This window comes from Halopseudomonas sp. (assembly GCF_036960865.1).
Classification (GTDB): Bacteria; Pseudomonadota; Gammaproteobacteria; order Pseudomonadales; family Pseudomonadaceae; genus Halopseudomonas.
Map to the genome: position 1 here is coordinate 347,685 of NZ_JBALWE010000002.1, position 25,884 is coordinate 373,568.

A 25,884-nucleotide genomic window follows, 5' to 3' on the forward strand; every position below is an offset into this window, starting at 1 on the left:
GTTTTAATTGTTTTGCATCGCTACTGGCCTGCTCGACCAGGCCCCGGTACCGAGCATATCGGCAGTGAGCTGCATAACCTGAGTGATATTTTATTGGCATGCATGATGTCAATTTGACGTCATGTGGCGCCACCTTTCAAGTGCTAATCGGTTTCTGTGATTGCGCGATATAAGGTAGGCGGGTGTTCTTATGGTCTTAACTGGTATATAAAGCGCCAAAACTGGTGTTCTGCCGCGCGGCGCAGGGCACCTTGTCGGCGTTCTTCAGTCTATTTTGTGTTGGTAATTAAGGATTTCTCATGCAATCAGTTTTCAAGGTGATGTCGTTGTCGGCCTGTATGCTGCTGGCGTCGGTTGCGGGCTCGGCCTTGGCCGGTAGCGAAGAGGGCGTGGACGAGGCGGGTCAGCGCCACGCGAAACAGGTTGTCGGCTGGATCGAGAAGGGGCTGATCATGCCCGAGCATACGGCGGTCAAGATCAAGGTCGACTCGGGAGCGCTGACCTCGTCGATGCATGCGGTCAACCTGGAAAACTTCGAGCACAAGGGCAAGCCGTGGGTACGCTATGACGTCCCGGTCAAGGATGCCGATACCGGTGAGCTGGTTACCATGCAGTTTGAGCGCCCGGTGTTTCGTCGCATTCTGGTACGCGGTGCGGGCGGTTCCGATCGCCGTCCGGTAGTGAAGATGTCTATCTGCATGGGCGACCAGGTGTACGAGGAGCAGTTCTCCCTGCGTGACCGCGGCGACATGACCTACCCGGTGCTGATTGGCCGTCGCACCATCGAGCACATTGGTCTGATTGACGTATCTGACACATTCCTGCTCAAGCCCAGCTGTTCAGAGCAGGAGCATGAGGACGAGCGCGACAAGCAGGAGCGCATGAAGGATGACGAAAATCTGGTAGATGATAGTGAGATTGATCAGCCAGAGCAGACTGAAGAAGAGCTGGAAGCCGAAGAATAACTACGGCAATGTGGCCCGGCGCGCAAGGCACCGGGCTACGGCAGTACTACCACATCAGGTCATCAGGAACCTGGAAGGCAGCGTAAGGATCATCTTCGGCTGGGGCTTCGGCCTTGGCTTCAGCAACGTACACCGGCCAGTGTGGCGCACGTTCACGTACCTTTTCTGCGGTTTCCAGCGGTATCAGTACGAAGTTGCCGGACAGCCGGGTAATACCCAGGCGGCCGCGACTGAGAAGGTCGAACTGCTCCTTGGTGACGTGAATTTTCTTGATCTTGTTCTTGCTGACAAACTGGTACGGCGTTTCGCCGCCGCTGCGATCCAGCTTGCTGTTCTCGACCATCTGCTTGACCTGCGCTTCGCGCTCCTTGCGCGCGGCTTCTTCCTGGCGTTGCTGATTGAGCTGGCGGTCACGCTCGGCCTTTTCCGTACGCGCTTGGGCAATAGCTTTGCCGGTGTCCTGCGCGGGTTCGGTTTTGGCAGCCTTTTTCTTGGCGCGCTGGGCTTGTTTGAGTTTTTTCTCGTCAACCAGGCCGGCTTTGAGGAGTTGAGCTTGCAGAGAATTGACCATGATCTGTAACTGTCTTGTCGGCGGCGAGCAAAGAAATGCCCGCACGCAAATGAATCCGAGCCAAGGGTGGCGTTTGCGCGAGTAGTCTACCGCTTTTCTTCGCGCGCTTCCTCTGCTGCGAGTTCGGCTTCGCGCGCCTTGACCCTGGCAATAGTTTCCTTGCTGACCTTGTTGCTACCAGCATTGTCGCGCAGCATCAGCAAGCTGCCGACGATGCTTCCGAGTGCCAGTGCGATAAACAGCCATCCGTACCACGGCATGGGTTTGATCCTTTATGTGGAGGTTAGCCTTCATCATGGTCGCTCTGCGGCCGCATGGCAAACAGTGCTCCGCTAAAATATTGTCTGTGGGGCGGTATTTACGAGGAGTTGCAGGCGTTGCGCAGTGCCGTCGCCGGGGCGGTGGGGTAGCTGTCGCAAGGTGGAACCTCGGAGCGCTCTGATGCATACCTTGCCAATGTGGCTCCGCACTTAATAAATCTCACGCAAGTGCTTGACTCCCTTGATGGAATGTTTACAATGCGCGCCAGTTCAAGCGCTCTGCCAGCGATGGTTTGAAGCGATGTTGGACTGATGCGCAGCGGTAGTTCAGTTGGTTAGAATACCGGCCTGTCACGCCGGGGGTCGCGGGTTCGAGTCCCGTCCGCTGCGCCATATCAGATAAACCCCAGTTGCTCACGCAGCTGGGGTTTTTTGTTGCCTTCGAATTGACCTGGCGAACGTTATCCAGACTGATGCTCTCGCCATGCCAGGCGCGCACTTTGCCGCGAACATTCTCAGACATGGCGTCGTGTTAATGGTGCGGGGGCAGGCAGAACCTCTGGTGAGTGGATGCCGTGGCGCTGGCGTGAGAGCGCCTGCGGCACCAATGCGTCTCGTTACCTTGAGTCACCTGAGTCATATCGGGGTAACCCTAAGCAGCCAGCTGCGTTTTGACAGAGCCCAACGGCTGGCACAAGTATTGCTGGACTCACTCTGAACCGGCGTTTGAGACCGGGGAGGGGAGATATGTCGACAGCGCTTGATTTCATGCTGGCGGCCCGGCGCAGTGAAATGCAGGGGCTGCAGGCACTGGCGTTGACCTGCCATCTGGTCAGCGAAATAAGTCGGCTGGTGCATGCGCTGCAGCGTGAGCGTGGCTTTTCCAACATGTATCTGGGTGGTCAGGCAGAGCGCTACCGGCAGCCGCTGGACGAGCTGTCCGCCACCGCCAGTACCTGCGAGGAACGGGTGCGCACAGCCTTCAATCGCATGGATATCGAGCAAGGCTGCGCTGCGGACAAGGCGCGGCTGTTCACTCGCATTGCCTTCGTTCTACACGGGTTGGACGCGCTGCCAGCCGTGCGGCGGCGGGTTCGTGCGCAGCAGATCGGTGCGCAGGATGCTACCCGCAGCTTCACCCGTTTGATCGCCGGCTTGCTGGCCGTGGTGTTTGAAGCGGCGGATACCGCAGTAGATCCGCGTATCACGCGCACCCTGGTCGCCATGTTCAACTTCATGCAGGGCAAGGAGCTGGCGGGGCAGGAACGGGCTATTGGCGTTTCCGGCTTCATCGAGGGTTACTTTGATCAAGCCCAGCGCGACAAGCTGGTTTATCTCGAGGATGCGCAGCGGCGCTGTTTTGATACCTTTCTCGAGTTTGCTGATCCTGACAGCAAGCGCTGTTGGCTGACCCTGTGCAGCGAGGAGCTGGTCGGCGAGATTGCGCGTCTGCGGCAGGTGGCGGCCCGCACCAGCGAGCAAAGCCAGGTGCAGGCAGCGATGGGCGAACTGTGGTTTGAACTTACCTCGCAGCGCATCGACAGCATGAAGCAGGTCGAGGATGATCTGGCCGACAAGCTGCAAGTGATGTGCGAGCACAGTACCAGCCAGGCCAAGGCCGACCTGGATAGCCAGCGACGCTTGTTGCAGCGCCTCAACAGTCTGGACGATGAGGCCAACACCCCGGCGGCGCGGCTCTACAACGTGCAGGCTACCGAGCTGGACCCCTTGCCAGGGGAGCGTCTGGGGAATCACGTGCAACGCTCGGTGCTGGAGGTGTTGCACGAGCAGACGGTGCGACTGCAGCAGCTGCACGACGAACTGGAAAGCGCGCGCCGCAGCCTCAGTGAACGCAAGATCATCGAGCGCGCCAAGGGCGTGCTGATGACCCAGCATGGTTTGAGCGAAGAGGAGGCGTTTCGCGCGCTGCAGAGCGCCGCCATGGAGCGCAGCCAGAAGCTGAGTGACGTTGCTCAGACCATCCTCAATTACGATGCGCTGCTGAAAACCCCGGTCGCTCGCCCCGGCGTGCGCTGAGCTGCACGATTCTGACGCAGCGCAGCGGCTTTTGCCCGTAATCCGGGCGGCGTTAAAGCTCGGTTGACGCTCTGCGGCAAACTCTCTACTCTTCACGCCTGCTTCAGGTGCCCTCTATTAAGAGAGGGTGAAACTGGGAAGCCGGTGCGTCTGCCACAGCAGACAATTCCGGCGCTGCCCCCGCAACGGTAAGCGATGATCGCCTAATGGCGATGCCCCTGATAAAACCACTGTGCTGTGCATGGGAAGGTTCAGGTCGCAGGATCAATGGATCCAGTCGCAAGCCCGGAGACCGGCCTGATGCGAATCACAACAGTGCGGTGGGCGCTGTAGGTGTGCGGCCCTCCGATTCTTGCTGGTTGCCGTTCCCCTGCCTCCGTCACTGTGTATCTCAGTCAGTGTCGTGCGGGTGGGTACGACGGAGCAATCACGCAGTATGAAAACCTTTTTTCGCGCCCCGATGGCGCTTGGCCTCGTTGGCCTGTCTTCACTTTCCCTTGCACATACCCTGAGCCTCGATGATCAGGTGGTGACCGCCACCCGCACCGCGCAGAGCGGCGCGCAAAGCATTGCCGCCACCAGCGTGTTTGATCGCTACGACATCGAACGGCTGCAGGTCACCAGCGTCGACCAGCTGCTGCGGCGTGTGCCAGGTGTGAACGTGGTCAACACCGGCGGACCCGGCAAGAACACCACCATCAGCATCCGTGGCGCCAGTACCAATCAGGTGCTGGTGCTGATCGATGGCGTGCGCATAGGTTCAGCCACCACCGGTGATGCCGCGCTGCAGAACCTGCCGGTAGAGCAAATCGAGCGGATTGAGGTGGTGCGGGGCCCACGCTCCAGTCTGTATGGCTCCGAGGCCATCGGTGGAGTGATTCAGATCTTCACCCGTCGTGGCGGTGATGGCGGCGTGCAGCCGTATTTTTCGACCACCGTGGGCAGCGCACAGCACCTCGCCGGCACCGCCGGTGTGTCAGGTGGTGACGACAAGGCCTGGTATAACCTGGGTGTCAGCAGCCTGAAGGACGAGGGCATTGATGCGCGCCCTTCACGCGAAGTGGACCACGACGGCTACCGCGAACTCTCGGCCAATCTCAGCGGCGGCTACCGCTTTGCCAACGGCCTGACGCTGGATGGCAATATCCTGCAGGTCGACTCGCACAACGATTACGACTCCGGATTCAAGGCCAACGCCGACAACGTCACCAAGGTGTATGGCGCGCGTGCCCGTTTCTCGCCTCTGAGCGCCTGGGATGTGACCCTGCAGGCCGGTCGTAGTGAGGACAAGACCGACACCTTCAACGGCAACGCATTCAATACCCGCATCGATACCCGGCGCGATAGCTTTGGCTGGCAAAACGACCTGCACCTGGCAGAAGATCAGTTGCTGACGCTGGGCTATGACTGGCTCGATGACGAAGTCAATGGCACCGGTACCTTCGCCGAGGATAGCCGCGAGAACCAGGGTGTTTACGCGCAATATCTGGCGCAGTTCGGGCGCCATGAAGTGCAGCTCAGCCTGCGTCATGACGACAACGAGCAGTTTGGTGCGCACAACACCGGCAGCCTGGGTTATGGCCTGCAGTTCACCGAGGCATTGCGTGCCGTTGCCAGTTACGGCACAGCATTCAAGGCGCCGACCTTCAACCAGCTGTATTACCCGGGATTCGGCAATGAAGACCTGGAGCCGGAGAGCTCCCGCAGTCTGGAGGCCGGGTTGCAGGGCACGCATGACTGGGGCAACTGGTCGGCCACGGTGTTCCGCAATGAGATCGACGACCTGATCGCCTATTTCAACAGCGGCGCAGGGCTGCAGGCGCAGAACATCGACAAGGCCAGGATCAATGGGCTTGAACTGCAAGCCACTACCCAGCTGCTGGGTTGGAGCTGGCAGGGCAACCTGACCCTGCAGGATCCGAAAAACGCTTCTAACCGCGCAGGCCAAGGTGACCTGTTGCCGCGCCGCGCCGAGCAGATTTTCAATCTGGACCTGGACCGCCGCTTTGGCCGCATTGGCCTCGGCGCAAGCCTGCACGCCGAAGGGCGGCGTTGGGATAACGCGGCCAACAGCACCGATCTGCACGGTTACAACACGCTGGATCTGCGTGCCACCTACTGGCTGAGTCATGCCTGGCGGGTACAGGCGCAGGTCACCAATTTGTTCGATACCGATTACGAAACCGCTGCCACCTACCAGCAACCGGGCCGCGCGGGTTACCTGACCCTGCGCTACCAGGCCATGTAGGCCAGGCGACATGATCCATCCGTCTCTATCGGGGCGGTAGCCAAAGGCGTTTGCGCTGTCTAGAGCGCAAACGCTTTGCTGTTTTCAACGAGGAGAACGACCGTGCTTAACCTGTCCAGATCTACCCAGCTGTACATCGGCATTGCGCTGGTGGCGTTAATGGCCATGACACGCGGCAGCCATTTTCCGCTGCAGAACCTGCCCAGCGCGTCCTGGGCGGTGTTTTTTCTGGCGGGTGTGCTGTTGCGGCCTAAATGGGTATTCCCGCTGCTGTTTGCCGAAGCAACGCTGATCGATGTGGCCAGCGTCGGCTGGATCAACGCCGGTCATCATTGCATGAGCGTTGCCTACTGGATGCTGATCCCAGCTTACGGCGCACTCTGGTTCGGTGGTCGCCTGTACGCCGGCTGGCACCGTGAGACGGCAGGTTCTCTGGCCATCCTGGTACCGGTGATGGCGCTCAGTGCGCTGGTCTGTCAGCTGTTCTCCAGTGGTGGTTTCTACTTTTTCTCAGGCCGCTATGAGGCACCGACCTTGACCGGCATGGCTGAGCGCATTGCGCATTACTACCCGCAGTACCTGAGTACGCTGGCGTTGTATGTCGGCATTGCAGTCGTGCTCTACATAGGTGCACGCAGCGCCCAGGTCATCACCAGCAAGCAGAGCCGTGAAGCGTGAGTGAGCAGGATCCTGCGCGTGACGAGCGCCACCGCCAGCGCATGCAGCGCAAGAAGGCGGTGGTGGATGAAAAGATCGCTGTCGCGCAGCAGGAACGTGGCGTGCTGCTGGTGCTGACGGGTAACGGCAAGGGCAAGAGCAGCTCGGGTTTTGGCATGGCCGCGCGGGCGCTGGGCCACGGTCTGCGTATCGGTATCGTGCAGTTCATCAAGGGCGCAAAAAGTACCGGCGAGGAGAACTTCTTCCGGCGCTTTCCCGATGAGGTGCGCTATCACGTGATGGGCGCCGGTTTTACCTGGGAAACCCAGGATCGCCAGGACGACGTGGCCAAGGCGCAGGCAGCCTGGGCGGTAGCAGTTGAGCTGATGCGCGACCCGCAAGTGGCTTTGGTGCTGCTGGATGAGCTGAACATTGCGCTCAAATACGGCTACCTGCAGCTTGAGCAGGTAATCGCCGATATTCAGGCGCGGCCAGCAGCGCAGCACGTGGTGGTCACCGGGCGTGGGGCACCCCCGGCGTTACTTGAGGTGGCGGACACAGTGACCGAGATGGGTATGGTCAAGCATGCATTCAAAGCCGGCATCAAGGCACAAAAAGGGATCGAATTTTGACAACCAGACAGTGCCCGGCAGTGCTGATTGCGGCACCGGCCTCAGGGCAGGGCAAAACCACGGTCACCGCAGCGCTGGCGCGTCTGCACCGGCTCGCCGGCAGGCAGGTGCGCGTATTCAAGTGCGGTCCGGACTTTCTTGACCCCATGATTCTGGAGGTCGCCAGCGGCGCGCCGGTGCACCAGCTGGATCTCTGGATGGTAGGGCTGGAACAGTCCCGGCGGCTGCTGTGGGAAGCAGCAGGTGAGGCTGACCTGATTCTGATTGAAGGGGTCATGGGACTATTTGACGGTACGCCTTCGGCGGCTGATCTGGCGCGCCAGTTTGGTGTACCTGTGTTGGGTGTAATCGACGGCTCCGGCATGGCGCAGACCTTCGCGGCTATGGCCTTTGGGCTGGCCAACTTTCAGGCTGATTTGCCCTTTGCCGGCGTGCTGGGCAACAAGCTGGGTAGCGCGCGGCACGGCGAGATTCTGCGTGACAGCCTGCCGGCCGACATCCGCTGGTTCGGCGCTTTGCCGCGTTCGGCCGACATCGCCTTGCCCAGCCGGCATCTGGGGCTGGTGCAGGCCGCCGAGTTGGCTGATTTGGAGGCACGTCTGGACGCTGCCGCCACCGCCCTGGCGGCCAGTGTGAGCGATGCGCTGCCACCACCGGTCAGCTTTGCCGCGCCAGCGGCGCAGCGCCTTGAGCCGCTGCTGGCGGGTGTCAGTATTGGGGTGGCGCGCGACGCGGCGTTCGCCTTCGTCTATCAGGCCAATCTGCAGCTGTTGCAGGCGATGGGCGCCGAGCTGGTGTACTTTTCGCCGCTGCACGATGCCCGCCTACCCGAGGTGGACAGCCTTTATCTGCCGGGCGGCTATCCCGAACTGCACGCCGCGCAATTGGCAGGCAACCGGGCGATGCAGGCGGAGATCGCGGAGCATCACCTGATGGGCAAGCCGATGGTTGCGGAATGCGGCGGTATGCTCTATCTGCTCGACAGCCTGACCGATCTGCAGGGCGAGCGTTTCGAGATGTGTGGATTGTTGCGCGGCGATGCGGTCATGCAGCAACGCCTCAGTGCCCTGGCTTTACAGGCGGTAGAGTTGCCGGAAGGCAGGCTGCATGGGCATACCTTCCATCACTCGCAACTGACCAGCGATCTGCAGCCGCTGGTGCTGGGCGAGTGCCCCAATTATCGCCGTACGGCCGAGGCGGTCTACCGGCAGGGTCGTATGACGGCGTCCTATATCCATTTTTACCTGCCCGGCAACCCTTCGGCCGCGGCGGCGCTGTTTCGGCCATGAGCCTGCCGCACGCCTATTCCGCTGCCGAGCGCGACGCGCTGTACCGCGCCATTCGCGAGCGGCGGGACATGCGGCACTTCATCGGCGGCGAGGTCAGCGACGAGCTGCTGCAGCGCCTGCTGCAGGCTGCGCATCAGGCTCCCAGTGTGGGCTTGATGCAACCCTGGCGCTTTATCCGCATACGCAGCGCCGCCTTGCGCGAACAGATTCATCAGCTGGTGGAGCAGGAGCGTCAGGCCACGGCAGAGGCTCTGGGTGAACGTCGTGATGAGTTCATGCGCTTGAAAGTGCAGGGCGTGCGCGATTGCGCCGAACTGCTGGTGGCCGCCTTGCCCGAGGGCCGCGAGGCCCATGTGTTTGGCCGCCGTACCCTGCCGGAGATGGACCTGGCCTCGCTGGCCTGCGCGATACAGAATTTCTGGCTGGCGGCCAGGGCGGAGGGCCTGGGGATGGGCTGGGTGTCGCTGTTCGACCCGCAGGCGCTGGCCAGCCTGCTGCACTTGCCGCCTGGCGCCAAACCCATAGCGGTGCTCTGCCTGGGCCCGGTGGCCGAGTTTTACTCCGAACCGATGCTGGTGCAGGAGCAATGGGCGCAGCCGCGCAGCCTGGACGAATTGCTGTTCGTCGATCAATGGGGAGTAACCGCATGACCGGGGAAGACATCGGTAGCGGTCCGCAGCGCATCGTCTGCCTGTCGACCGAAACCTGCGAGGTACTGTATTGCCTGGGTGAGCAGCAGCGCATCGTCGGCATCTCCGGTTTTACCGTGCGACCGCCGCAGGCGCGCAAGGAAAAGCCGAAAATTGCCGCTTTCACCAGCGCCAAAATAGACGAGATCCTGGCACTCGAACCGGATCTGGTACTGGGCTATTGCGACCTGCAGGCCGGCCTTCTGGCTGACCTGGCCCGAGCGGGTTTAGAGGTGCACCTGTTCAATCAGCGCAGCATTGCCGGCATCTTGCGCATGATCACCACGTTGGGTGCTCTGGTCGGTGCGGCCGGGCGTGCCGCTGAACTGGTGGCCGAGCTGGAGGATGGCTTGCTACAGATGCGCAATAGCGTCTCTGAGCGTGATCGGCGACCGCGGGTGTACTTTGAGGAATGGAACGACCCGCTGATTTCCGGCATTGGCTGGGTCAGCGAGTTGATTGCACTGGCTGGTGGCGAGGACTGTTTTGCGGAGCTGGCCTCCGCGCCCGGTGCGCGCCAGCGGATTATTGCCGATCCGCAGGAAGTGGTACGCCGCGCGCCGGACATCATTATCGGCTCCTGGTGCGGCAAACGCTTTCGTCCTGAACAGGTCTGTGCGCGTGACGGTTGGGAGGCAATACCGGCGGTACGGAACGGCCAGCTGCACGAGATCAAGTCGGCGGACATCCTGCAGCCGGGTGTGGGCGCACTGACTGACGGCTTGCAGCAATTGGTCGGTATCATTGCCGGTTGGCGCGGGGCATGAGCGGCGTATTGCCGGCGGCTCTGCTGGCTACGCTATTGGATCGCCTGCTGGGTGAGCCGACGCGTTGGCACCCGCTGGTTGGCTTTGGCCGCTGGGCGCAGTATCTGGAGCAGCGGCTGAATCGGCACAACAGCATTCTGCGCGGCGCCTTCGCCTGGGCGCTGGCGGTGCTGCCGTTCACCGCCCTGGCTTACTGGCTGGCCAGTTGGGCGGTACTGGGCTGGGTGTTTTCCGTATTCTGCCTGTACTTGTGTCTTGGTGGTCAGAGTCTGGCGGCACACGCGCGGCCCATTGCCGAGGCGCTGCAACGCCAGGATCTGCCCGTGGCGCGCGAGCTGGTGGGCCGCATTGTCAGCCGCGATACCCGGGATCTGGACGAGGAGGGCATCGCCAGGGCCACGGTTGAGTCGGTGCTGGAAAACGGCAGCGACGCGCTCTTTGCTGCACTCTTCTGGTTTCTGCTGCTGGGCGCGCCGGGCGTGGTGCTTTACCGCTTGAGTAACACCCTGGATGCCATGTGGGGATACCGCACACCGCGTTTTCTGCTGTTTGGCCGGGTCGCCGCTCGGCTGGATGACGCACTCAACTATCTGCCCGCTCGCCTGGTCGCCCTGAGCTATTGTCTCTGCGGCAATGCAGGCGCCGGCTGGCACAGCTGGCGTACCCAGGCCGCCGCCTGGGACAGCCCCAACGCCGGCCCGGTGATGGCGGCGGGGGCTGGCGCGCTGCATGTGCAGCTTGGCGGCTCGGCGGTGTACCACGGTGAAAGCGTGACCCGGCCAGCGCTGGGGTTGGGGCCTGCGCCGCGCGCGCAGGACATTTTGCGTGCGCTGCAACTGGTGCGCCGCAGCCTGCTGTTGTGGCTGGCAATGATCACGCTGCTATGGATTTTCCGCCATGCTTGAGCACGGCGGACGTCTGCGCCGCGCGGCCAGCGAATTTGGCCTGCCGCCCGAGCAGTGGCTGGACCTGTCGACCGGCTTGGCGCCGTACCATTGGCCGGTGCCGCCCTTGCCACAATCGGTCTGGAGCCGGCTGCCGGAGCCTGACGACGGCCTCAGCGACCTGGCTGCCGACTTCTATGGCGCGGCCTTGGCTTTGCCGGTAGCGGGCTCGCAAGCGGCAATCCAGGCACTGCCGCAACTGCGCAGCCCCTGCCGGGTAGGGATTCTCGAACCCACCTATGCCGAGCATCGCCACGCGTGGCAGCGGGCCGGCCATCAGGTGGTCAGTCTGAGCGCTGATCTGCCCGCCCAACAACTGGCGCAGCTGGACGTGCTGGTCGTGGTCAATCCCAATAATCCCACTGGTGAGCGGTTACCGGCAGCGCGTCTGCTGCAATGGCGCGAGTGCCTGTCCCAGCGGGGTGGTTGGCTGGTCGTGGATGAGGCTTTCATGGACGCGACGCCGGGCTATAGTCTCGCCGAACATAGCCAGTTGCCGGGGTTGGTGGTGTTGCGGTCGGTGGGCAAGTTCTTTGGCCTGGCAGGCCTGCGCCTGGGTTTTGTATTGGGTGCCGAGGCTTTGCTGGCTGCGCTTGAAGAGCAATTGGGCCCTTGGGCGGTGAGTGGCCCGGCGCGCGCGGTGGGGCAGGCTATCCTCGCGGACCGCCGCACGCAGCAACTCTGGCGCAGTCGCCTGCGGCAGGACAGCGTACGCTTGAGTGAGCTGTTAACTTCCCTTGGTCTGGACAACGGCGGCGGCTGCACCCTGTTCCAGTGGCGTCAGCCCGGCGCGCTGGAAGCGCAGCTGATTTATCGTGGTTTGGCTCGGCGTGGCGTGCTCGTTAGGCAATTCCCTGAGCTGGCCGGCTTGCGTTTCGGCTTGCCGCGGTCAGAATCAGACTGGCAGCGGCTGCGACAGGCGCTGTATGACTGTCTGAAGGAGTTGGCATGAGCAGTTTGATGGTGCAGGGCACAACCTCGGATGCGGGCAAGAGCACGTTGGTCAGCGCGCTGTGCCGCTGGTTGGTGCGCGAGGGGGTGGTGGTGGCGCCCTTCAAGCCACAGAACATGGCGCTCAATGCCGCGGTGACCGAGGATGGCGGTGAAATCGGCCGCGCTCAGGCGGTGCAAGCGCAAGCCGCGCGCCTGGCGCCGCACACCGACATGAACCCGATCCTGCTCAAGCCCAACAGCGATGTGGGTGCGCAGGTCATTATTCGGGGGCAGCCTGTCGGCAACATGGATGCGGTGGCCTATCACGCTTATAAACCGGTTGCCATGCAGGCCGTGCTGGCGGCGCATGAACGCTTGAGCAGCCGTTACCCGGTTATTCTGGTGGAAGGTGCCGGATCGCCTGCCGAAATCAACTTACGTGAAGGCGACATCGCCAATATGGGTTTTGCCGAGGCAGTGGATTGTCCGGTCATCATCATCGCCGATATCGACAAGGGCGGCGTTTTTGCGCATCTGGTCGGCACGCTTGAACTGTTGTCGCCGAGCGAACAGGCGCGGGTGCAGGGCTTTGTCATCAATCGATTTCGTGGCGATATTGCACTACTGGAGCCCGGCCTGCGCTGGCTGGAGCAGCGTACCGGCAAGGCAGTGCTCGGCGTGCTGCCGTACCTGCATGATCTGCATCTGGAGGCCGAGGACGCAGTAGATCTCCGCCAGGTGGCTAAACAGCAGGAGCCTATTCGGGTGGTGGTCCCGGTGTTGCCGCGCATCAGCAACCACACCGACTTTGATCCCCTGCGTCTGCATCCGCAGGTCGAGCTGGAGTTTGTCGGGCCGGGCCAGGCGATTCCGCCGGCCGATCTGATTGTTCTGCCGGGCTCGAAAAGCGTCGCTGCCGATCTGGCTTACCTGCGCAGCCAGGGTTGGGAGCAGGCGCTGCGCCGGCACCTGCGCTATGGCGGCAAGGTGCTGGGCATCTGTGGCGGTTTTCAGATGTTGGGCGCGCGGCTCGCCGACCCCCTGGGAGTGGAGGGCGCAGTGAGCGAGGTCGAGGGCCTGGGGCTGCTCGATATGCGCACCGAGCTGCGCCAAGCCAAACAGTTGCGCAACGTTGTCGGTACGCTGGCGCTCGACCAGGCCGCTGTCAGTGGTTACGAAATTCACGCCGGAGTGAGCCAGGGCGCCGCCCTGCAGCGGCCTCTTGTTGAGCTGCAGGACGGCCAAACGGACGGCGCGCTGAGCGCAGACGGGCAGGTCGCCGGCACTTACCTGCACGGCTTCTTCGAACAACCTGCGACCCAGCGGGCAATCCTGTCCTGGGCCGGGCTGCGCGATGCCCAGGGGCTGGATTATGCGGCGCTGCGCGAGCGCGATCTGGATCGTCTAGCCGATTTGGTGACGCAGCATCTGGATACGGAAAAACTGCGCGTGCTCTGTGGGGTGCCCCATGCATGAACTGATTCTGGGCGGCGCGCGCTCGGGCAAAAGCCGCATGGCAGAGCGGCTGGCGCTGGAATCCGGGCTGCCGGTCACCTATATTGCCACCTGTCAGCCACGCGATGCGGAGATGGCCGCGCGGGTAGCGCATCATCGTGCTCGCCGCCCCGCAGACTGGGCGCTGGTAGAGGAGCCATTGGCGTTGGCGCAGGTGCTGCAACAACATGCCTCGCCGGAGCGCTGTCTGCTGGTAGACTGCCTGACATTGTGGTTGAGCAACCTGTTGCTCGACACGGACACAACACGCTGGGCGCATGAGCGTCAGCGGCTGTTCGACAGCCTTCAGCAGTTGCCAGGGCGCTTGATCATGGTCAGTAACGAGACCGGCTTGGGCGTGGTGCCCATGGGTGAGTTGAGCCGGCGGTTTGTCGACGAAGCAGGCTGGTTGCATCAGGAACTGGCAGCACACTGCGAACGGGTGGTGGTCTGTATTGCGGGACTTCCGCAGACCTTGAAGGGAGAGAGCGTGTGAAAGGAGCTTGGTGGCAGGCAGCGGCGCGAAGTCCTGACGGGGGTAGGCGGGCGCAGGCGTTAGCGCGACAGACGCAACTCACCAAACCGCTGGGAGCACTCGGTCGCCTGGAGCAGCTCGCCGTTACGTTGGCAGGGCTGCAAGGGCGCAGCCAGCCCGCTGTTGAGCGCATCTGGATCTCCATTTTTGCCGCCGATCACGGTATTGCTGAGGAAGGTGTTTCGGCGTACCCGCAGGAAGTTACTGGTCAGATGCTCGCCAATTTTGCTCAAGGTGGCGCGGCCATCAGCGTGCTGGCTCGCCACCTGGGCGCTGAACTGGAGCTGCTGGAGCTGGGTCTGGTGCACGAAGTGGGCCCGTTGCCCGGTGTACGCCAATTGAAAATCGCCCCCGGCACGGCCAATTTTCGCCAGCAGCCGGCGATGACCAGCGTGCAGTGTGCGCACGCGCTGCTGGCAGGGCGGGAGGCAGTGCAGCGTAGCATCGAGAAACGCGCTGATCTGTTTATTGGCGGAGATATGGGCATCGGCAATACCAGCAGCGCCTGCGCTCTGGCCTGTCTGCTGCTCGACCAGCCGGTAGCCCGGTTGGTGGGGGCCGGCACCGGTATGAAGGGGGGCGGTTTGCAGCACAAGACGCGAGTGATCGAGGCGGCGCTGAAGCTGCACCGGCCGCACATTGATTCACCGCTGGAAGCGCTGACCCGCGTGGGTGGGCTGGAAATTGCGGCGCTGGCGGGCGCCTATATTGCCGCTGCGCAAGAGGGTATTGCGGCCTTGGTCGATGGCTATATCTGTTCGGCGGCGGCGCTCTGTGCTCAGCGCATGAACCCCGGTGTGGCGCCCTGGTTGCTGTACAGCCATCGCAGTGCCGAGCCCTGCCACCAGGAATTGCTCGACGCCCTTGACGCCGAGCCGCTGCTGGCCATGGAAATGCGTCTTGGCGAGGCCAGTGGCGCCGCTGTTGCAGTGCCGTTGTTGCAGTCGGCCTGCCGTCTGCACAACGAAATGGCGACCTTTCAGGAGGCTGCGGTATCGGTCAGCCTGCGATGAGCCTGCGTCTGGACTTTCTGCGACACGGTGAAACAGAGCAGGGAGGCGGCTTGCGCGGCAGCCTGGATGACCTGCTGACGGAAACCGGCTGGCAGCAACTGAATACGGCCGTTGCGCAGCTGGCCGGGTGGCAGCGTATTGTCAGTTCACCGCTGCGTCGCTGCGCGCTTTTTGCCGAGCAACTGGCAGTGCAGCGAAATTTGCCCCTGGAATACAGCAACGATCTGCGCGAACTGCACTTTGGCGCCTGGGAAGGCAAGCATCCCAGTGAGCTGATGCAGACCCAGGCCGACGAACTTGGCCGCTTCTGGGCCGACCCCTATGCCTATACACCGCCCGGCGCGGAGTCGCTGCAAGCCTTTGCAGCGCGCATCGATAGCGCCCTGCAGCACCTGCACGCGTGCTATGCCGGGCAACGCTTGCTGGTGGTGTGCCACGCCGGGGTTATGCGGCTACTGCTGGCGCGCGCCCGCGGGTTGGCGCCCGCTGCGTTGTTGCAGGTGACGGTAGGCTATGCCGAGCTGGTTGCGCTTGAGTTTGACCCGCGATGCGGCCTACGGGAGCTCACCGCATGATGCCTTTTGCCGTGGCGTTGCAATTTCTGACCCGTTTGCCGGTGCGTCTGCGGCGGGTGCCGAGCGCCAGTGAAAGCGCCGAATCGCTGCTCTGGTACCCGCTGGTGGGGCTGCTGCTGGGGGCATTGCTGCTCGCAGCGAACGCGCTGCTTGGTAGCGTTGATGTGATCCTGCGCGCGGCAATGCTGCTGGCATTCTGGGTATGGATAACCGGTGGACTGCACCTGGATGGCCTGGCGGATACCGTCGACGCCTGGGTGGGTGGTTTTGGCGACCGCGAGCGCACGCTGGCCATCATGAAAGACCCGGCCTGTGGTCCTATGGGGGTGTTGGCTCTGGTGCTGTGTCTGTTGTTGAAGTACTGCGCGCTATTGGTATTGCTGCGTGATCAGCAGTGGCAGCTGTTACTGATTGCGCCCTGGCTCGGGCGTTGCCTGTTGCCGGCGCTGCTGCTGAGCACGGCCTATGTGCGCGCGGGTGGCCTTGGTGCCAGTCTCACGCAAGCCATGCCGCGCTCGCGCATGCAATGGGTGCTGGCGGGGAATGCACTGGCCCTGCTGTGCTTTGGCTGGCCCGGTCTGTTGGCGTTGTTGGTCGCCGTGGCGCTGCTGCTGTACTGGCGCAAGCAGCTGATGGCGCGCCTGGGCGGGACCACCGGCGACACCGCTGGCGCCTTGCTCGAAGGCTTCGAATGCCTGGCGCTGGTGGTTGTGGCAGTGGTGCTGGTCTGAGCGGCGGGAACTTTCCACTCTCTCTTTCATCTGAATGTCATCTGGCGTGGCTAACGTAAAACCCGTTGGCAGTACGTCATGATCATCAAAGAAGAAAAGGGAAATGGACAATGAGTGACTATATTGAAGAGCTGATCGAGCAACAAATGCAGCAACGCGACGAGGATGTAGAAGACGCTGAAGAGATGTAAGTCTCTTTATGCGTTTTCTATGAAAAGTCGCTAACCTACTGTTTTAATTGTTTATCTGATTTACCTTTCTCGAGTATTCCCCTCCGGTAACTCCCTGGCGCCGATCCGGTCCAGCGCTTGAACGCGCGCTGAAATGCTTCCGGTGATGAAAAGCCCAGCAGAAATGCAATTTCGCCCAGTGCCAGTTCGGTATCTCTTATATAGCTGATGGCCAACTCGCGGCGCATGTCATCAATGATGTCCTGAAAGCGAGTATGGTCCTCCTGTTGCAGGCGCCGCCGCAGCGTCCATGACGGTAGACCGAGCTCGCGCGCTACTTGCATCAGGCTGGGTAATTTCTGATGCAGTTGCGGCGCCACTATGCTTTCCACCCGCTCGCGCAGGCCCCGATGCCGCGTCAACTCATGCAGCCGCTGATCGCACAGTGTGAGCAGGTGTTGATAGTGGCCGGGTGCACTTTGCGTCAGCGGTAGCTGCAGGCTGCGCGGCTCCCACACCAACTGGTTGTGCTGCTGGGAAAACAGCACAGGGCATTGAAACAATTCCTCGTAACGGGCTGCGTAGGTGGGCGGTGGAAACTCGATATGTACTTCGCGCAGCTGCGCTTGTCCGCCCGTCAGTTGCCTGCCTGCCAGCGCCCGCGCCGACAGGGCCGAGTCGACCACGAACAGATTGAACATGTTGTAAGGCGCAATCGAGTAGAAACGCAGCGCCGGTGCCTCGAAACTGGAATGCCCCCGGTAGTTCTGGCTGGTCAGACGCTCGTAGCGGACCATGACTTCGAAAGCCTCTGCCAGACTGGGCGCACACTGCGCTGTCATGCCGGCCAGACCCAGGTGGCTGAGCTGGCTGTGGCTGCCCATGATCAAGCCGATGGCAGGGTTCTTGGTGTAGCGGATGGCTGCATTGCCCAGACGCATGAAGCGCGGGATGCTGATGCGCGCATGCGGCTCGGCAAGCAGCGCCTCAGTGATGCCAAAACGCTCAAGCAATGGCGCGGGGTCGAGCTGATGCTGCCGGATGGCTGTGCGCAGGCTGAGCAGGTAGCTGACAGAGATATCGCCGAGTTTCATCGTAGTTAGGGCTGCCTGCTTCGAATGGCGAGGTGATTGGTAGCTGTGCAGTGTAATTTGTAGTTATGAATGTGTCACTTTGGGTGATTGAGCGACCACCGGGGTGGGCCTATTGTTTTGCCCATAACAGGCTCCGGGCAATCAATCGAGAGCCGTCCTGATGACGCTGACGAGGCGATGAGATAACCATGACCGCACAAACCCACTACCCCGAACTGCTGGCCCCGCTGGATCTGGGCTTTACCACGCTGCGCAACCGTACCTTGATGGGATCGATGCACACCGGTCTGGAAGAGCGACCCAATGGCTTCAATCGCATGGCGGCCTATTTCGCCGAGCGCGCGCGCGGCGGGGTTGGTCTGATTGTCACCGGCGGCATCGGCCCGAATGAAGAGGGCTGCGTGGCACACGGCGCGGCGAAAATGACCACGCCGGAAGAGGCAGCCCAGCACAAGGTAATCACCGAGGCAGTGCACGCCGAAGGCGGCAAGATTTGCATGCAGATTCTGCACGCAGGTCGTTATGCCTACAGCCCCAAGCAGGTATCCGCCAGCGCGGTGCAGGCGCCGATCAACCCGTTCACCCCCAAGGAACTGGATGAGGAAGGAATCGAGAAGCAGATCGCCGATTTCGCCCGTTGTGCCTCGTTGGCCAAGGAAGCGGGTTACGACGGCGTGGAAGTCATGGGTTCGGAAGGTTACTTCATCAACCAGTTTCTGGTCGCGCATGTAAACAAGCGCACCGACCGCTGGGGCGGCAGCTATGAAAACCGCATGCGTTTGCCGGTGGAGATCGTCCGCCGCGTACGCGAGGCGGTCGGCCCCGAGTTCATCATCATCTACCGTCTGTCGATGCTGGATCTGGTCGAAGGCGGCAGCACCTGGGATGAAATCGTCAAGCTGGCCAAGGCCATCGAGCAGGCCGGTGCGACCATCATCAACACCGGTATCGGCTGGCACGAGGCACGTATTCCGACCATCGCCACCAAGGTGCCGCGCGGTGCTTTCGCCAAAGTGACCGCCAAGCTGAAAGGTGAGGTGTCCATCCCGCTGGTCACCACCAACCGCATCAATACGCCTGAACTGGCCAACCAGTTACTGGCCGAAGGCGCTGCCGACATGATCTCCATGGCACGCCCGTTCCTGGCCGACCCCGACTTCGTCAACAAGGCCGCTGCGGGTCGAGCGGATGAAATCAATACCTGCATCGGCTGTAACCAGGCCTGTCTGGACCACACTTTTGGCGGCAAGCTGACCAGCTGTCTGGTTAACCCGCGCGCCTGTTACGAGACCGAACTCAATTACATCCCCACGACGCAAGTGAAAAATATCGCAGTGGTTGGTGCAGGGCCGGCAGGCCTTGCTGCAGCTACCGTCGCGGCCGAACGCGGCCATCAGGTTACGCTGTTTGACTCGGCCAGCGAGATTGGCGGCCAGTTCAACGTGGCCAAGCGGGTGCCGGGCAAGGAGGAGTTCTATGAAACGCTGCGTTACTTCGGCAAGCGTATCGAGGTAACCGGGGTGAACCTGCAATTGAATCGCCGGGTCAGTGCTGCCGATCTGGCTGAATTCGACGAGGTTATCCTGGCGACCGGCATCGTGCCGCGCACGCCAGCGATACCGGGTATCGACCATCCGAAGGTCATTGGTTATCTGGATGCCATCCTGGAACGCAAGCCGGTAGGCCAGCGTGTGGCCGTGATTGGGGCGGGTGGTATCGGTTTTGACGTCAGCGAGATGATTACCCACCAGGGCACCAGTCCGAGCCAGGATATTGACCTGTTCTGGAAGGAGTGGGGGATTGATCCCGCACTGCAGGCCCGTGGCGGCATCGCCGGCGTCAAGGCCCAGCCACATCCGCCGGCGCGCGAGGTTTACCTGCTGCAGCGCAAGACCAGCAAGGTCGGCGACGGCCTGGGCAAAACCACCGGCTGGATTCATCGCGCCGGACTCAAGGCCAAGCAAGTGCAGATGCTCAACTCGGTCAATTACCTCAAGGTGGACGATGCAGGGTTGCACATTCGCATTGGCGAGAGCGGCGAGGACAAGGTATTGCCCGTCGATACCATTATTCTTTGCGCCGGGCAGGAGCCTTTGCGCGAGCTGCATGCGGACTTGGAGTTGGCCGGTAAGCCTGTGCACCTGATTGGCGGTGCCGATGTGGCCGCCGAACTGGACGCCAAGCGCGCCATCGACCAGGGCTCACGGCTGGCCGCAGCGCTCTGAGTCTGAACCATAGCCGCAAGCCGGGTTCTGCGCTTGCGGCTATGGCCGCTCTTCTCCCAGGCCGCGCCGTGCCTATGGGTAAGGCCACATCTGCCGGATGTGATTGACTGCTTGCCAAGTCGGTCACACACCCGCTTGAACCTTTTCCTTACACTGATTGCCTTACACGGCATACGGGATGCATTTGCCGAAAAAAAGGCGCAGAGTATTGAGCAGGGCAAGGAGATAGATGATGAGCACCGCAACAAAGCCAATGCTCACTGAGGCGGTAATGTTTTTCTCGGAACGCGGCATATGCAAGGAAATGCTGTTTCCGGAGTTCGAAGCATTGCTGGACGGCCTCGTGGCGTCACCTGAATTTGCTGATGAAACGGTAGAAGCCGCTTTCGTGCAGATCAACTCGCGGCTGCAAGTTCGTGCAGCGGTGTTCTTTACACTCGACTTCGACTTGGACGGCTACGTCAATCGGCTGTGGAACATGCCATTGCGGCAGCTGGCCGAGAAAGCTGAACGCGGCCCCGATATGGGCGGTGGTCCAATTCGCCTGGTCTGCCTCGGCTACAACAAGCAGCCCAATTATCGGCCGCTGCTGTGGAAGCCTGGTCAGCGTGCCGGCACCAATGATCTGGCCCTGATCAAGGACGCCGTAACGCGCAATACTCTCGGCATTCTCGGCGAAGACGAAGAAGCCATTGGCATCATTTCGCCCGAGCGGCTGCAAGTGGCTGCGGAAGACAGCTGGTACGGCAGTGGGGTGATCATCGACCCGGATAACACTACCCTGATGCCAATCGAGTCCAGTGCGCCGCATAGCGATGACCTGGATGAGGTGTTGGAGCAGCACGCGCTGGAAACCCGCGAGTATCAGCGTCAGATCGAGCTGCTGAACAACCGGCTGAAAGCGCTGACGCTGGAGAAGGATCAGGCGCTGGCTGAGCTGAAGGGCACCCACGCCGATCACCTTGAGATCGTTCAGGGGGAGTTGCTGGATATCAAGCAGGAACTGGCCCAGCAGCAGAAGCTGAACGTGGCACTCAAGCGTGATCTGGTAAAGCTGCAGAGCCGTACCTCTACCGATATCGACTGATCAGGCTGGCCAGTCATCTGCGACGCAGATCAACCGGTCTGCGTGCAGCGGCTCATAGTCCGCTATCGAATCTATTCGAGCAAACATCACCGCCTGACGTGCTCTGGCCTTCTCGAAAACCTCAGCCATCTGATTTGGCCGCAACAGCGAGCCTGGCGCCGCACGCGGGGGCATCAACCATTCCTTGTGCGGTATCGCCAGCCATTGGCTGTCGGCGGGCAGCATCTGCGTCACTTCATGGCGTTGACACCACCATTGCTGCCCCGGTCTTGGCTGCTGTCCACAGGCGGGGGGCATGTGCTGTGCGGCAGGTTGAAACAGATAGCCCTGCAGCCAGACCGCCGAGCAGCTGGGCTGTGGTATGGGCTCGGAACAATGCGATGCAAGCTGGCTGACCAGAGGTAACTGATGATCACGCAGGCGGTCGACCTTGCGCGCCAGTTGGTCGCTCGGGTCCGGTCCCCACCAGAGCGCCGGATCACTGCAGTCGCTGCGGGTGGTCAGCAATTCAGGTCTGCCCAGGTAGAATTTGATCGCCAGTTCCAGGTGCACCAACTCGCCATTGGCGGCGTGGATAATCAAATCCAGCTCACCCAGGGTGCGACCTTGCTCGCGCAGCGCGATATTGTGCGCCACTATGGTTACATCCGGAGCAAGTGTGAGCAGAGCGTGCCACAGCCGTTCGTAATAGTTGCCCAGACGTCGGTCTCGGGCGGCCGGAAAAAGCCCAGCGAGGTCCTCCGGCGTTTCATCCAACTGCTGCAGGCGCTGAAGTAGTGCGTCCGGGTTGGCTCGCCAGACACTGTCCTGCAGCGGGTCACGCTGGGGCAGGGTGCTACCGTCGAGCAGCGGCGGGCTGAAGGCTACCCAGGCCAGGTCGCGCACTATGTCGTGGCGGAATTGCGGAAGCATGGCGCGGTTCCTGATTTGCCAGCCGCGGCTGGCTGCGGAATAATCGGCGCTCCAGAAGAGCGTTGTTGTCCGGGCAGTCTCCGACATGTCCGCGCATCTCTCAAGCGCACAGGCAAAGAGGTGGTATGGATCAGTTCCGCAATATCGGGCTAATCGGTCGACTCGGCAGCGGACGAGTGGTGGATACCCTCAAACGCTTGAAGCGCTTTCTGCTCGACAGCGGGCATACCGTGATTCTTGAGGATGCGGTCGCCGACCTGTTTCCGGGTCACCAGCAGCAGGTGTGCTCGCGCAAGATGATGGGCGAGATCTGCGACTTGGTCATCGTGGTCGGCGGGGATGGCAGTCTGCTGGGCGCCGCCCGTGCGTTGTGTCGCTACAATATTCCGGTGCTGGGGGTTAACCGTGGCGGTCTTGGCTTTCTCACGGATATTCCGCCGGATGAGCTGGAGCACCGCGTCGGCGAGGTGCTGGCAGGGCAGTACATGGTGGAAACGCGCTTTTTGCTGGACGCCTTCGTACGCCGCGGCGAAGAGCAACTGGGCACCAGCGAAGCCCTGAATGATGTGGTGCTGCACCCGGGCAAATCGGCGCGAATGATCGAGTTTGAGCTCTACGTCGACGGTCAGTTTGTCTACAGCCAGAAGTCCGATGGCCTGATTGTAGCGACGCCTACCGGCTCTACCGCTTATTCGTTATCCGCCGGCGGGCCGATCATGCATCCCAAGCTGGATGCCGTGGTGCTGGTGCCGATGTTCCCGCATACCTTGTCGAGCCGGCCGATTGTGGTCGACGGCAACAGCGAATTGAAGATCATCATTTCCAATCAGAATGGTATCTACCCGCAGGTCAGCTGCGATGGTCAGGTACATATCTCCTGTGCCCCCGGCGATAGCATCACCATCCGCAAGAAGCCGCAGAAGCTGCGTCTGCTGCACCCGCTGGATCACAATTTCTACGCCATCTGTCGCAGCAAACTGGGATGGTCCAGCCGTCTCACGGACCAGTAAATGAGTGTGCTGGAGAGCGAGCGTGGATACGACATCATCGGTGATGTGCATGGCTGTGCACTGACCGTCGAGCGCCTGCTTGATCATATGGGCTATCGCAAGCAGGCCGGCGTGTGGCGGCATCCCCGTCGGCAAGCGCTGTTTCTGGGTGACATCATCGACCGTGGGCCGCGTATCCGTGAGGCATTGCACCTGGTGCGTGACATGGTCGAGGCTGGCAGCGCGCGCTGCATCATGGGCAATCATGAATTCAATGCGCTGTGTTGGGCCACGCCTGCGCCGCCGGACTCCGGGCGCGAATTCATGCGCGAGCACAACGAGCGCCATCTGCGTCTGATCGGCGATACGCTCGACCAGTTTGCTGCCTGGCCGGATGAGTGGCAGGGTTTTCTGGACTGGTTCTACGAATTGCCGCTGTTTCTTGACTGCAACGAGATACGCCTGGTGCATGCCTGCTGGGACGCTCGGCTGATCGAACCCTTCCGCGCGTTGCACCCCGATGGCTGTATTGACGCGGATTTTCTGCGCGCCGCCGGAAAGTGGGGCAATTTCGAATCCAGGGTGTTGGATCGCCTGCTGCGCGGTACGGACATGCGCCTGCCCAACGGCATCACCATGACCGGCAAGGATGGTTTCACCCGCGCAGCCTTTCGCACCAAGTTCTGGGAAGAAGACCCTCAGACCTATGGCGATGTGGTCTTTCAGCCTGACGCGCTGCCGCACGATATTGCCGCGCTGGCGCTCAGCGCGGAACAAAAGCAGGCGTTGCAGATCTACCGTCCCGATGACCCCATCCTGTTTGTCGGACACTACTGGCAGCAGGGCCAACCGCAACCTATTCGTCCCAATCTGGCGTGTCTGGATTACAGCGCGGTCAAGTACGGCAAGCTCGTTGCCTACCGCTGGGACGGTGAACTAAAGCTGAACCAGGATCACTTCGTCTGGGTAGACGTACCCCATTACGCTTGAGGATTTCATGCAACGTGCTTTGACCTGTTCGCTGGAAGAAGACCTGCGCCCGCTGGTGCGCTTTTTGCGTAGTCGCCGCGTTGTGCATCGCGTTAGCGAGGAGCGCGGTGTGCAGGTGGTCTGGGTGGTCGACCAGGCAACCGCCGATGCCGTGAAGGCGCTTTATGAACGTGGTCTTGATGATATCCCCAACATCGCACCACAAAGTGTTGCCGAGACACCGGCTCGAGCCTATTGGCGTCAGTCATATCGTTTGATTCCTGCAACCTTGCTGGTGTTGCTTGCCACCGCACTGGTGGCCGTATTTACCGGTCTGGGCAGTAACATCGAGAACGTGGTGCTGCTCACTTATACGCCGCTGGAGGCTAGCGGCTATCTCGCCGCACAACCCGATATGCAGCAGTGGTGGCGGCTGATTACGCCCATCTTTATCCATTTTGGTTTGATGCACCTGGCCTTCAATGCGCTCTGGTTCTGGGAGCTGGGTCGGCGTATTGAAATGCGCTCGGGGGCGCTCTGGTTGCTGGGTCTGACCCTGCTGATAGGGGTGATTTCCAATACCGCCCAGTGGTGGTGGAGCGGTACCTCCGGCCTGTTTGGCGGTCTCTCCGGCGTGCTGTACGGTTTGCTGGGCTATTGCTGGCTGTATCAGTTGATCGCCCCCAACGTGTATTTCGCGCTGCCCAAGGGGGTGGTGATCATGATGCTGGCCTGGCTGGTGCTGTGCATGTCGGGCTTGATCACTGTGCTGGGGTTTGGCGCCATTGCCAATGCCGCGCACGTCAGTGGGCTGCTGGTCGGCTGCCTGTTTGGCAGTATCGCCGGCGCGCTGCAGCGGCGCCTGTGACGGGTTACAATAACCGCCGTTTTCCATTCTCGCCGGAGTACTGATGACCACTTTCATCGACATGCTGCGCAATATCACCCCGGATGTGTACGCCGCCCTCAAGCTCGCCGTGGAAATCGGCAAGTGGCCTGATGGCCGCAAGTTGACGCAGGAGCAGAAAGAACTCTGCCTGCAGGCGATGATTGCCTGGGAGCAGGACAATCTGCCGGAAGAGGAGCGCACCGGTTATATGGGGCCGCAGGCCTGCAAGTCCGAGAAAAAGGATATTCCCAATATCCTGTTTTCTACCGGCTCGGAGACCCTGCACTGATGGCGCAGCTGGAAACCCAGGGCAGCGTACGCAAGATGCTGGGTGAGCTGGCAGATGCGGCGGCGACGGTTGACTACAAGCTGCCGTTGGGCGAGCAGCGCATCGCCCTGAATGACGCCATCGGCAAGCAGATTCGTCTGCAGGCGCTTGGTCAGATCAACTGTGTACATTGTGGGCGCAAGACCAAGAAGAGCTTCAATCAGGGCTACTGTTACCCCTGTGTTACCAAGCTGGCGCAGTGCGATAGCTGCATCATGAGCCCGGAAAAGTGCCATTACCACCTGGGTACCTGTCGTGACCCGGCCTGGGGCGAGCAGTTCTGCATGACTGACCATATTGTCTATCTGGCCAACTCGTCCGGTCTCAAGGTCGGCATTACCCGCGCAACCCAGATTCCAACCCGCTGGATTGATCAGGGTGCCAGCCAGGCATTGCCGATACTGCGGGTGGCCACGCGGCAGCAGTCGGGCTTGGTAGAGGACCTGATCCGTCAGCACGTGGCCGACAAGACCAACTGGCGAGCCTTGCTGCGCGGCGAGCCGGAGCAGCTGGATCTGATCGCTGAGCGCGAGCGTCTGCTCGGTCTGGTCGGGGAGGGTATTGAGGCGTTGCAGGCGCAGTTCGGTCTGCAGGCAATTCAGCCGATCAACGACATCGCACCCTTGCAGATTCGCTATCCGGTAGAGCACTACGTGGCCAAGCCGCAGTCGGCCAACCTCGACAAGGAACCATTGCTCGAGGGCACGCTGCTGGGCATCAAGGGACAGTATTTGCTGCTGGATACCGCCGTCATCAATATTCGCAAATATACTGCTTATCAACTGGCTTTCAGCGTCAGCTGACAACGCGATTCCAGCCCGCTGCCCCAATATTGCAGCGGACCGAACTTTTACTTGCCGGCCTGCGCCGCAAAGAGGCTT

At 61.4% G+C, this 25,884-nt stretch carries 26 protein-coding genes, 1 tRNA gene and 1 riboswitch; of the genes, 23 read left to right on the forward strand and 4 right to left on the reverse strand.

Features of this window, described 5'->3' with window-relative positions:
* Positions 1 to 299: 299 nt before the first annotated feature.
* Positions 300 to 965: a retropepsin-like aspartic peptidase RloA3 gene (gene rloA3, locus V7747_RS04070; RefSeq protein ID WP_335614769.1), complete on the forward strand. Its 666-nt coding sequence runs from the start codon at positions 300 to 302 to the stop codon at positions 963 to 965.
* 46 nt (positions 966 to 1,011) lie between these two features.
* Here the strand turns inward: rloA3 and V7747_RS04075 are convergent, their stop codons facing one another.
* Together V7747_RS04075 and V7747_RS04080 are read right to left on the reverse strand one after the other, a co-directional pair.
* Positions 1,012 to 1,536, reverse strand: a complete 525-nt coding sequence (locus V7747_RS04075) for a DUF2058 domain-containing protein (RefSeq protein ID WP_335614770.1) — start codon at positions 1,534 to 1,536, stop codon at positions 1,012 to 1,014.
* An 86-nt stretch (positions 1,537 to 1,622) separates the two neighbouring features.
* Positions 1,623 to 1,796, reverse strand: a complete 174-nt coding sequence (locus tag V7747_RS04080; RefSeq protein WP_092284176.1) for a DUF2897 family protein — start codon at positions 1,794 to 1,796, stop codon at positions 1,623 to 1,625.
* A 316-nt stretch (positions 1,797 to 2,112) separates the two neighbouring features.
* Here V7747_RS04080 and V7747_RS04085 point away from each other — a divergent pair.
* From V7747_RS04085 to V7747_RS04155, 15 genes are all read left to right on the forward strand, one after another.
* Positions 2,113 to 2,189, forward strand: a tRNA-Asp gene (locus V7747_RS04085).
* 354 nt (positions 2,190 to 2,543) lie between these two features.
* Complete coding sequence (locus V7747_RS04090) at positions 2,544 to 3,833, forward strand: nitrate- and nitrite sensing domain-containing protein (RefSeq protein ID WP_335614771.1); 1,290 nt, start codon at positions 2,544 to 2,546, stop codon at positions 3,831 to 3,833.
* 88 nt (positions 3,834 to 3,921) lie between these two features.
* A riboswitch (cobalamin riboswitch) is annotated at positions 3,922 to 4,148 on the forward strand.
* Positions 4,149 to 4,269: 121 nt separating this feature from the next.
* Positions 4,270 to 6,081, forward strand: coding sequence for a TonB-dependent vitamin B12 receptor (gene btuB / locus V7747_RS04095; protein WP_335614772.1), 1,812 nt, complete (start codon positions 4,270 to 4,272; stop codon positions 6,079 to 6,081).
* Positions 6,082 to 6,183: 102 nt separating this feature from the next.
* Complete coding sequence (locus V7747_RS04100) at positions 6,184 to 6,759, forward strand: hypothetical protein (RefSeq protein WP_335614773.1); 576 nt, start codon at positions 6,184 to 6,186, stop codon at positions 6,757 to 6,759.
* Positions 6,756 to 7,370: a cob(I)yrinic acid a,c-diamide adenosyltransferase gene (gene cobO / locus V7747_RS04105; protein WP_335614774.1), complete on the forward strand. Its 615-nt coding sequence runs from the start codon at positions 6,756 to 6,758 to the stop codon at positions 7,368 to 7,370. The genes V7747_RS04100 and cobO overlap by 4 nt, the downstream gene beginning before the upstream one ends.
* On the forward strand, positions 7,367 to 8,659 hold the full coding sequence (locus V7747_RS04110; protein ID WP_335614775.1) for a cobyrinate a,c-diamide synthase: 1,293 nt from the start codon (positions 7,367 to 7,369) through the stop codon (positions 8,657 to 8,659). The genes cobO and V7747_RS04110 overlap by 4 nt, the downstream gene beginning before the upstream one ends.
* The gene (gene bluB / locus V7747_RS04115) at positions 8,656 to 9,309 is read left to right on the forward strand and encodes a 5,6-dimethylbenzimidazole synthase (protein WP_335614776.1); all 654 of its coding nucleotides are present in this window, start codon (positions 8,656 to 8,658) and stop codon (positions 9,307 to 9,309) included. Before V7747_RS04110 ends, bluB begins: the two co-directional genes overlap by 4 nt.
* Before the next feature lie 11 nt (positions 9,310 to 9,320).
* Positions 9,321 to 10,115: a cobalamin-binding protein gene (locus tag V7747_RS04120; RefSeq protein ID WP_335614894.1), complete on the forward strand. Its 795-nt coding sequence runs from the start codon at positions 9,321 to 9,323 to the stop codon at positions 10,113 to 10,115.
* Complete coding sequence (gene cbiB, locus V7747_RS04125) at positions 10,112 to 11,020, forward strand: adenosylcobinamide-phosphate synthase CbiB (protein ID WP_335614777.1); 909 nt, start codon at positions 10,112 to 10,114, stop codon at positions 11,018 to 11,020. The genes V7747_RS04120 and cbiB overlap by 4 nt, the downstream gene beginning before the upstream one ends.
* Positions 11,013 to 12,011 carry a threonine-phosphate decarboxylase CobD gene (gene cobD / locus V7747_RS04130; protein ID WP_335614778.1) on the forward strand — a complete coding sequence of 333 codons (999 nt, stop codon included), beginning with the start codon at positions 11,013 to 11,015 and terminating at the stop codon, positions 12,009 to 12,011. The genes cbiB and cobD overlap by 8 nt, the downstream gene beginning before the upstream one ends.
* A complete protein-coding gene (locus tag V7747_RS04135) occupies positions 12,008 to 13,468 on the forward strand; it encodes a cobyric acid synthase (RefSeq protein ID WP_335614779.1) in 1,461 nt (486 codons plus the stop codon). The genes cobD and V7747_RS04135 overlap by 4 nt, the downstream gene beginning before the upstream one ends.
* The gene (cobU, locus tag V7747_RS04140) at positions 13,461 to 13,982 is read left to right on the forward strand and encodes a bifunctional adenosylcobinamide kinase/adenosylcobinamide-phosphate guanylyltransferase (protein ID WP_335614780.1); all 522 of its coding nucleotides are present in this window, start codon (positions 13,461 to 13,463) and stop codon (positions 13,980 to 13,982) included. The genes V7747_RS04135 and cobU overlap by 8 nt, the downstream gene beginning before the upstream one ends.
* Positions 13,979 to 15,034: a nicotinate-nucleotide--dimethylbenzimidazole phosphoribosyltransferase gene (gene cobT, locus V7747_RS04145; RefSeq protein ID WP_335614781.1), complete on the forward strand. Its 1,056-nt coding sequence runs from the start codon at positions 13,979 to 13,981 to the stop codon at positions 15,032 to 15,034. The genes cobU and cobT overlap by 4 nt, the downstream gene beginning before the upstream one ends.
* Positions 15,031 to 15,609, forward strand: coding sequence for an alpha-ribazole phosphatase family protein (cobC, locus tag V7747_RS04150; RefSeq protein WP_335614782.1), 579 nt, complete (start codon positions 15,031 to 15,033; stop codon positions 15,607 to 15,609). Before cobT ends, cobC begins: the two co-directional genes overlap by 4 nt.
* Positions 15,606 to 16,340, forward strand: a complete 735-nt coding sequence (locus V7747_RS04155; protein WP_335614783.1) for an adenosylcobinamide-GDP ribazoletransferase — start codon at positions 15,606 to 15,608, stop codon at positions 16,338 to 16,340. The genes cobC and V7747_RS04155 overlap by 4 nt, the downstream gene beginning before the upstream one ends.
* 226 nt (positions 16,341 to 16,566) lie before the next feature.
* Here the strand turns inward: V7747_RS04155 and V7747_RS04160 are convergent, their stop codons facing one another.
* Entirely contained in the window at positions 16,567 to 17,604 is a 1,038-nt protein-coding gene (locus V7747_RS04160; RefSeq protein ID WP_335614784.1) for an AraC family transcriptional regulator, read from the reverse strand.
* Between the two features lie 188 nt (positions 17,605 to 17,792).
* On the opposite strand from V7747_RS04160, the gene V7747_RS04165 reads away from it, so the two are divergent.
* On the forward strand, positions 17,793 to 19,829 hold the full coding sequence (locus tag V7747_RS04165; protein WP_335614785.1) for an NADPH-dependent 2,4-dienoyl-CoA reductase: 2,037 nt from the start codon (positions 17,793 to 17,795) through the stop codon (positions 19,827 to 19,829).
* 232 nt (positions 19,830 to 20,061) lie between these two features.
* Positions 20,062 to 20,916, forward strand: coding sequence for a hypothetical protein (locus tag V7747_RS04170; protein ID WP_335614786.1), 855 nt, complete (start codon positions 20,062 to 20,064; stop codon positions 20,914 to 20,916).
* Here the strand turns inward: V7747_RS04170 and V7747_RS04175 are convergent, their stop codons facing one another.
* Positions 20,917 to 21,828 carry a DUF1853 family protein gene (locus V7747_RS04175; protein WP_335614787.1) on the reverse strand — a complete coding sequence of 304 codons (912 nt, stop codon included), beginning with the start codon at positions 21,826 to 21,828 and terminating at the stop codon, positions 20,917 to 20,919.
* Between the two features lie 125 nt (positions 21,829 to 21,953).
* Between V7747_RS04175 and V7747_RS04180 the strand changes: the two genes are divergently transcribed.
* From V7747_RS04180 to V7747_RS04200, 5 genes are read left to right on the forward strand one after another with little or no spacing between them, the layout of a single operon-like run.
* Positions 21,954 to 22,838, forward strand: coding sequence for an NAD(+) kinase (locus V7747_RS04180; RefSeq protein WP_335614788.1), 885 nt, complete (start codon positions 21,954 to 21,956; stop codon positions 22,836 to 22,838).
* Positions 22,839 to 22,844: 6 nt separating this feature from the next.
* Positions 22,845 to 23,807 (forward strand): metallophosphoesterase, encoded by a 963-nt coding sequence (locus V7747_RS04185; RefSeq protein WP_335614895.1) that lies wholly within the window; start codon positions 22,845 to 22,847, stop codon positions 23,805 to 23,807.
* Positions 23,808 to 23,814: 7 nt separating this feature from the next.
* Positions 23,815 to 24,654: a rhomboid family intramembrane serine protease gene (locus V7747_RS04190; protein ID WP_335614789.1), complete on the forward strand. Its 840-nt coding sequence runs from the start codon at positions 23,815 to 23,817 to the stop codon at positions 24,652 to 24,654.
* A gap of 43 nt (positions 24,655 to 24,697) precedes the next feature.
* On the forward strand, positions 24,698 to 24,964 hold the full coding sequence (locus V7747_RS04195; RefSeq protein ID WP_335614790.1) for a YeaC family protein: 267 nt from the start codon (positions 24,698 to 24,700) through the stop codon (positions 24,962 to 24,964).
* Positions 24,964 to 25,806: a DUF2797 domain-containing protein gene (locus tag V7747_RS04200; protein ID WP_335614791.1), complete on the forward strand. Its 843-nt coding sequence runs from the start codon at positions 24,964 to 24,966 to the stop codon at positions 25,804 to 25,806. Before V7747_RS04195 ends, V7747_RS04200 begins: the two co-directional genes overlap by 1 nt.
* The last annotated feature ends 78 nt before the right edge of the window (positions 25,807 to 25,884 follow it).